Below are 7189 nucleotides of genomic sequence, written 5' to 3'. Positions count from 1 at the left end.
TTTCTGATAAAGATAGCGTTGCTTGTCTGATACGTTGACGTTTGTTTTCTTGCTTGAGAAATTGCCAATAGATGGGTTCAAATTTTTTGAAAAAATCATCAACAATACAAAAAATTTCTGTAAAATCATACATGGTAGTTAGAGCCTTTGGGTTGTGTCGTAACTTTCTAAATGGCTCTAACTACCTTTTTTTCAAGGGCTTTTCTTATCCGTAATTCGGGTTATACTAGTGTATAAACTTCGGCAACAGTTTGCAGCACTATTCACAGCTTCAGCTTGTACGAGCTGCCACAAGTTTCATTGCATATCTGAAATGACGACTAAAGTTTGACTGTAAAGTAAGACAATCTGTAGGGATAACACATGACAGCCTGTATAAAAATGCATAGCATGGATACTGTTGAAAACAACAATTGAAAAATAAAGGATTGGATATGCTGGCTTATGATGCTGATTTAGAATTATTTAGAGATAACTTTCGACGTTTTATGCAGGAGCATATTGCACCGCATTATGCTGCGTGGGAACGTGAGGGCATCATGCCGCGCAGTGTGTGGAATCTGTTAGGTGAAAATGGCTTTTTGTGTATTGATGTGCCTGAAGAATATGGCGGCTATGGTGTTCCAACGCATTATTCCCTAATGTTGGTCGAAGAATCGGCACGTGCAGGTTATAGCGCACTTTCTACAGGTATTTCCTGTCACTCTGAAATCGCTGCGCCGTACATTTTGCATATTGGTACAGAAGAACAAAAACAATACTGGCTGCCTAAAATGGTGTCGGGTGAAGTGGTTGGTGCAATTGGCATGACCGAGCCAGGTGCGGGTTCAGACTTACAAGCCATGCGTACCAACGCCATTTTGCAAGATGATCATTATGTACTGAATGGTTCTAAAACCTTTATTTCTAACGGTCAGCATGCAGACTTAGTGGTTTTGGCAGTAAAAACAGATCCGCAAGCACGTGCCAAAGGCGTGTCGCTCATGTTGGTCGATACTCATTTAGAAGGCTTTAAAAAAGGCACCAATTTGGAAAAAATTGGTTTGCATTCACAAGACACGTCAGAGCTATTCTTTGACAATGTCAAAGTGCCGAAAAATCAATTGTTAGGACAGGCAGGGCATGGTTTTACCTATTTAATGCAAGAATTGCCACGTGAACGTACTGCGATTGCAGCTACTGCATTGGGTGCTATTCGAGGTTCAATTGATGTGACCACACAATATGTGCAAGAGCGTCAGGCGTTTGGACAAGCCATTGGTCAGTTCCAGAATACCCGTTTTGTTTTGGCACAGGCTAAAATTGATGAATTGGCAACCGCTGCTTTTTATAATCAAAACGTCGAATTGTATATGCAGGGCAAACTGGACGTCGAAACTGCAGCCGCTTTAAAAAGCTTTGCGACAGATATGCAAATGAAAATTGCCGATCAATTGCTGCAACTGTTTGGCGGTTATGGCTATATGACGGAATACCCGATTTCTCGTTTCTTTGTCGATGCGCGAATCCAGCGAATTTACGGTGGAACCAATGAAATTATGAAAGAAATTGTCGCGCGTGGTTTATTGGGGCGTTAAAACAATGCCTAAAAGTCCAATTGAATAAAGATCAAGGATCATCTCCAGAGTCAGCCCAGTGCTGGCTCTTTTTTTATGAATTTGATCAGACTTAAAAGCAATGAGCTGATTGATAATTACACTTAAAAATAAAATTACACCGCTTAGAATTAGAGATGCAAAAAAGAAAAGCATAGTTGCCCAGTTTTAAGCGGTACGTTGTGCAAAGTTGCGGCTTAAATGTATAGATTGGTGATGCTTTGATCAACTGTATGTTTTTAAATCTGAAACACTGAAAGTTGTATTGCGCAACATTTGAAAGCTAACTATTGTTATACTATTTGCAAAATGTTTATGAAGGGCGACATAACAATGATCCAAGACGATCAGAACACAACGACTTCTCTTGATCTTGCTAAAATCCGTGAAGATATTGACTCTGTAGATCAACAGATTCAGCAGCTGATTAACCGTCGAGCACGACTTGCTGAAGCGGTGGCGAAAGCAAAATTTGCAGCAGAAGAGAACCCGTTGTTTTACCGTCCTGAACGTGAAGCGCAAGTTTTACGTAATGTTATGGAGCGCAACGAAGGGCCGTTGTCTGATGTGACCATGGCACGTTTATTCCGTGAAATTATGTCGGCATGTTTGGCACTTGAAGCGCCACAAAGTATTGCGTTTTTAGGGCCAATTGGTACTTATACGCATTCCGCAGTACTTAAACATTTTGGTCAAGACGCGATTGTGCGTCCTTTGCCTACTATTGATGAAGTCTTCCGTGAAGTGGAAGCAGGTAGTGCGCACTATGGTTTAGTGCCTGTCGAAAACTCATCTGAAGGTGTGGTGAACCATACTTTAGACTGTTTTAAATCATCGCCATTAAATGTGATTGGTGAAGTGGAATTGCGTATTCATCACCAATTCCTTGTGTCAGAAAACACTCGTAAAGACAGCATTAAACAAATTTATGCGCATCAGCAAACTTTGGCACAATGCCGTAAATGGTTAGATGTGCATTATCCGGGTGTAGAACGTGTGGCACTCAGCTCCAATGCAGAAGCAGCGCGCCGTATTCGTAATGAATGGCATTCTGCTGCAATTGCTTCTGAAATTGCGGCCAATATTTACGAACTCGAAATTTTACATAGCAATATTGAAGATAACCCAGAAAATACCACACGTTTCTTGGTGATTGGTCGTGAGAAAGTTCCACCAAGTGGCAATGATAAAACTTCATTGTTGGTGTCTGCACATGACCGCGCAGGGGCATTGCTTGAGATTCTTGCACCATTTGCGAAGCACAATATTAGCTTGACCAGTATTGAAACACGTCCTGCCTTGCCTGAAAAATGGGCCTATGTATTCTTCATTGACCTAGAAGGGCATGTCGAGCAAGACAATGTACGTGCAGCGATTGAAGAAATCCGTCCATTGGTGAAAGAAATTCGTGTCTTGGGTTCTTATCCTGCTGCCGTGTTATAACCGTATTTAATTTAGTGGTGTGCATGTTTGTCATGCGCGCCACATTCACCACCTAGTCAACTGGAAGTGTAAAATGTCGTTTGTCCCAGCCAATGAAGGCATCTCGAAGTTAAAGCCTTATCAACCAGGTAAACCAATCAGTGAACTTGAGCGTGAGTTGGGGATTACAGATATCGTCAAACTTGCTTCAAATGAAAACCCATTGGGCTGTTCAGACAAAGTCAAAGAAGCCGTTGCAGCAGAAATTGCTGAAATTGGTCGCTATCCAGATGGTGGTGGTTTTATTTTAAAAGACCAAATTCAAAAACAATTTGGCTTTGCGCATGACCGTATTACTTTGGGTAATGGTTCAAACGATTTGCTAGAAATGTTTGCTCGCGCATTCGTTTCAGATCAAGATTCAGTGTTGTACAGCCAACATGCCTTTGCAGTATATGCTTTGGTAACGCAAGCGATTAATGCTCAAGCGATTGAAGTGCCTGCCAAAGGTTTTTCACATGACTTGGATGCTATGGCGGCAGCAATTCAAGACAACACCAAGTTAATCTTTATTGCCAACCCAAATAACCCAACAGGCACATGGTTTGAAGAGGCTGAATTTGAAGCCTTTATGCAAAAAGTTCCTGCACGGGTGATTGTGGTATTAGATGAAGCCTATGTGGAATATTTTCCAGAGAACTTCAATAGCCTTAAATTCCTTGAGCAATATCCAAACTTAATCGTGAGCCGTACTTTATCTAAGTGCTATGGTTTGGCGGCGCTGCGCGTTGGTTTTGCTTTAGCTTCTGCAGAAGTGACCGATTATTTAAACCGTATTCGTCAACCATTTAACGTCAATCACTTGGCAATGGTGGCTGCGGTTGCGGCATTAAAAGACGAAGATTTTATCGAAAAATCACGTATTGCCAACAAAGCAGGCATGGCGCAATTGGAAGCAGGCTTTAAAGCATTGGGTCTGAATTATGTGCCTTCACGTGCTAACTTTATTTTGGTAGATGTAGAAGCCGATCCGGGTCAAACTTTTAATGCCTTATTGAAAGAAGGTGTAATTGTACGTCCTGTGGGTATTACGACCCATTTACGTGTTTCAATTGGCACAGAAGCAGAAAATGCCAAGTTCCTGCGTGCATTAGCCAAAGTATTGGGCAAGGAAGCGAAGGCATAAAACATGGCGCAACCATTGTTTGAAAAAGTTGCATTTATCGGACTCGGGCTAATAGGCTCGAGTTTGGCACGTGTAATGCTGGCAGAAAACTTAAGTCGGCATATTGTGGCATCGACCCGTTCTGAAAAAACGCTGCAAGATGCTTTGGAATTAGGATTAATTGAACAAGGCTTTAACAATCCTGTAGATGCGGTACAAGGCGCAGATTTAGTGGTGTTGGCGCTACCTGTGCAAGCCACAGAAAAAGTCTTGCGATTAATTCAGCCACATTTGGCAGATAATGTAATTCTGACCGATGTAGGCAGCACCAAAGGCAGTGTCGTGGCTGCAGCCAAAGCGGTTTTTGGAGAACATTTACCTGCAGGTTTTGTTCCCGGGCATCCAATTGCTGGGGCAGAGCATACAGGCGTGCATGCAGGCAAGGTTGATTTATTTGCCAATCACAAAGTCATTTTGACACCATTGCCAAGCAGTGCGCCGTGGGCAGTCAATAAACTGATTCAAATGTGGGAAAGCGCCAAAGCCGAAGTAATTTGCATGGATGTGGAAAAACATGATGAGGTATTGGCGTATACCAGTCATCTTCCACATTTAATGGCCTTTAATTTGGTCGAACAATTGGCAAATCGGGAAGATAATTTAGACATTTTCCGCTATGCTGCAGGTGGCTTTCGTGACTTCTCACGTATTGCTGCCAGCGATCCACAAATGTGGCATGACATTTTCTTGGCCAATAAAACTGCATTGTTAAAAGCGGTGGATGGCTTTGAAAGTCAACTCGCGATTATTCGCCAACTGATTGAACAAGAAGACTCGCATGCTTTAATGGGCTTGCTTGGACATGCACAAGCGGCACGACAGCATTTTAATCATATGCTCGCCAAGAAACCTTTTATGGAGAACAATAACGTGACACAACAATTTACGATTTTGCCAGGTGCTAAGACTTTCCAAGGTAAATTTACCGTACCGGGTGACAAATCTGTGTCACATCGTTCAATTATGTTTGGTGCAATTGCCGAAGGCACTACGCATGTGACAGGTTTCCTTGAAGGTGAAGATGCATTGGCGACTTTGCAAGCATTTCGTGATATGGGTGTGAGCATTGAAGGTCCTAAAAATGGTGAAGTCACCATTCATGGCGTAGGCATGCAAGGTTTAAAAGCACCTGCAAGCGCAATTTATATGGGCAACTCAGGCACATCTATGCGTTTGTTGGCAGGCATGTTATCTGCACAGAAGTTTGATTCTGTTATGACAGGTGATGCGTCATTGACCAAGCGTCCAATGGAACGTATTGCTAAACCATTGCGTGAAATGGGTGCACAAATTCAAACGACGGGTGAACGTGGCACACCGCCAGTATCGATTACAGGTGCGCAAGCGTTAAAAGGCATTCACTATGATTTGCCAATGGCATCTGCACAGGTGAAATCAGGTATTTTATTGGCAGGGCTTTGGGCAGAAGGTGAAACTTCAGTGACTGAGCCTGAACCAACGCGTGACCATACCGAACGTATGTTACGTGCATTTGGTTATGAAGTGAAAACTGAAGGTAACCGTATTTCATTGCAAGGCGGCGGTAAATTGGTGGGTACAGATATTCAAGTACCTTCTGATATTTCATCTGCGGCATTCTTCATGGTGGGTGCAGCCATTACAGAAAATTCAGATGTAACCTTAGAAGCGGTGGGCATTAACCCAACCCGTACAGGTGTGATTGAAATTCTGAAACAAATGGGTGCAGACCTGAGCGTGGAAAATGAACGTATTGCAGGCGGTGAACCAATTGCAGATATTCGTATTCGTGGTTCACGTACTTTAAAAGGGATTCATGTTCCTGAAGATCAAGTGCCATTGGCGATTGATGAATTTCCTGCATTGTTCATTGCTGCAGCTTGTGCTGAAGGTCAAACTGTACTGACAGGTGCTGCAGAATTGCGCGTAAAAGAATCAGACCGTATTCAAGTGATGGCAGATGGTTTAAAAACCATGGGCATTGACTGCACACCCACTGACGATGGCATCATCATTCAGGGTAAAGGCAAAGCAGGCGACTGGTCAGCGATATTTACAGGCGGCGAGATTGAATCACATCATGACCATCGTATCGCCATGAGTTTCTCTATGGCAGGCTTGCGTACTTCTGGTGAAATTAAAATTGTAGGTACAGAAACAGTAGCAACAAGTTTCCCTACCTTTACTGAGCTTGCAGGTGTGGCAGGTCTGAATATTCAAGTGACAGAATAAGCCAAAACGATACGGGCTGCGATGACAAATCGCAAAGCCTAGACTTTATGCTGAAACAGCCAAGCTTTTGCTTGGCTGTTTGCGTTTTATTGCTTATGCTAAACCCATACAAGAAAAAAGCCTTTGGGTTCGAGCATGCGCAAATTAAAATTTATGGCGAATTGTGAAAATAAACAAGAGTTACAAGATTGCACTTTGGCACAGAATTATGTGGCGAATTTACTTTCACAAAACTTATCTCACTATGGCTTTCAAACGTTGCCGCAGAGTGGTGCACAAGTCGCTGTAAGTGTAGATCAACATGCGCTGCCTTTGGCTGTGAACTGTCAAAGCCGTGGTGAAGATGGACATCTTGTTTGTGAAATTACTTCATACCCCAATGAAGAACAAGACTGGCTAGAACGGATTACAGAGCAAAGTTTATTAAATCAATTGGCGCAAGCGGTAGAAAATACTCTGAAAGAAGACCAATCTTTTAGTGAATTTGAGTGGAAAGGTTAAACTAGGACGATATGTGTTGGATGTTTAAAATCTATACATGATTTTTAAATCAAAATCATTCGTTTTTTAATTGAAATGTCATCTAAATGACACATCGCAACCGTATATTAAGTTGACAAAAATAACTAATCATGCGAAAAAGTTTTTTTAGTTAACAGATGTTCACACATGCCTCGAATTGTTTCTGTACCACTTAGTTTAGAACAGCGAGAACGACTCATTTTTCTGGCCAAGC

General features: G+C 42.3%; 5 protein-coding genes and 2 pseudogenes. 6 read left to right on the top strand and 1 reads right to left on the bottom strand.

Translation table 11 applies throughout. The annotated features are described in order from the left end of the window. Window positions 1–133: pseudogene (locus FTU98_RS13495) on the bottom strand (IS982 family transposase); the annotation flags it as partial. 301 nt (window positions 134–434) lie between these two features. Between FTU98_RS13495 and FTU98_RS13490 the strand changes: the two are divergent. The 6 genes and pseudogenes from FTU98_RS13490 to FTU98_RS14070 all read left to right on the top strand — a co-directional run. Beyond that, complete coding sequence (locus tag FTU98_RS13490) at window positions 435–1577, top strand: acyl-CoA dehydrogenase family protein (protein ID WP_180051554.1); 1143 nt, start codon at window positions 435–437, stop codon at window positions 1575–1577. Window positions 1578–1928: 351 nt separating this feature from the next. Then, window positions 1929–3038 (top strand): prephenate dehydratase, encoded by a 1110-nt coding sequence (gene pheA / locus FTU98_RS13485; protein WP_131261775.1) that lies wholly within the window; start codon window positions 1929–1931, stop codon window positions 3036–3038. 73 nt (window positions 3039–3111) lie between these two features. After that, complete coding sequence (gene hisC, locus FTU98_RS13480; protein WP_004972978.1) at window positions 3112–4203, top strand: histidinol-phosphate transaminase; 1092 nt, start codon at window positions 3112–3114, stop codon at window positions 4201–4203. Window positions 4204–4206: 3 nt separating this feature from the next. Next, window positions 4207–6453 carry a bifunctional prephenate dehydrogenase/3-phosphoshikimate 1-carboxyvinyltransferase gene (locus FTU98_RS13475; protein WP_096901861.1) on the top strand — a complete coding sequence of 749 codons (2247 nt, stop codon included), beginning with the start codon at window positions 4207–4209 and terminating at the stop codon, window positions 6451–6453. 135 nt (window positions 6454–6588) lie between these two features. Continuing rightward, window positions 6589–6954, top strand: a complete 366-nt coding sequence (locus tag FTU98_RS13470; protein ID WP_004972981.1) for a hypothetical protein — start codon at window positions 6589–6591, stop codon at window positions 6952–6954. A gap of 168 nt (window positions 6955–7122) precedes the next feature. Continuing rightward, window positions 7123–7189: pseudogene (locus FTU98_RS14070) on the top strand (helix-turn-helix domain-containing protein); the annotation flags it as partial.

Source organism: Acinetobacter sp. YH12211 (genome assembly GCF_013418015.1).
Taxonomy (GTDB): domain Bacteria; phylum Pseudomonadota; class Gammaproteobacteria; order Pseudomonadales; family Moraxellaceae; genus Acinetobacter; species Acinetobacter towneri.
This window is presented reverse-complemented; position numbering and strand designations above follow the sequence as displayed.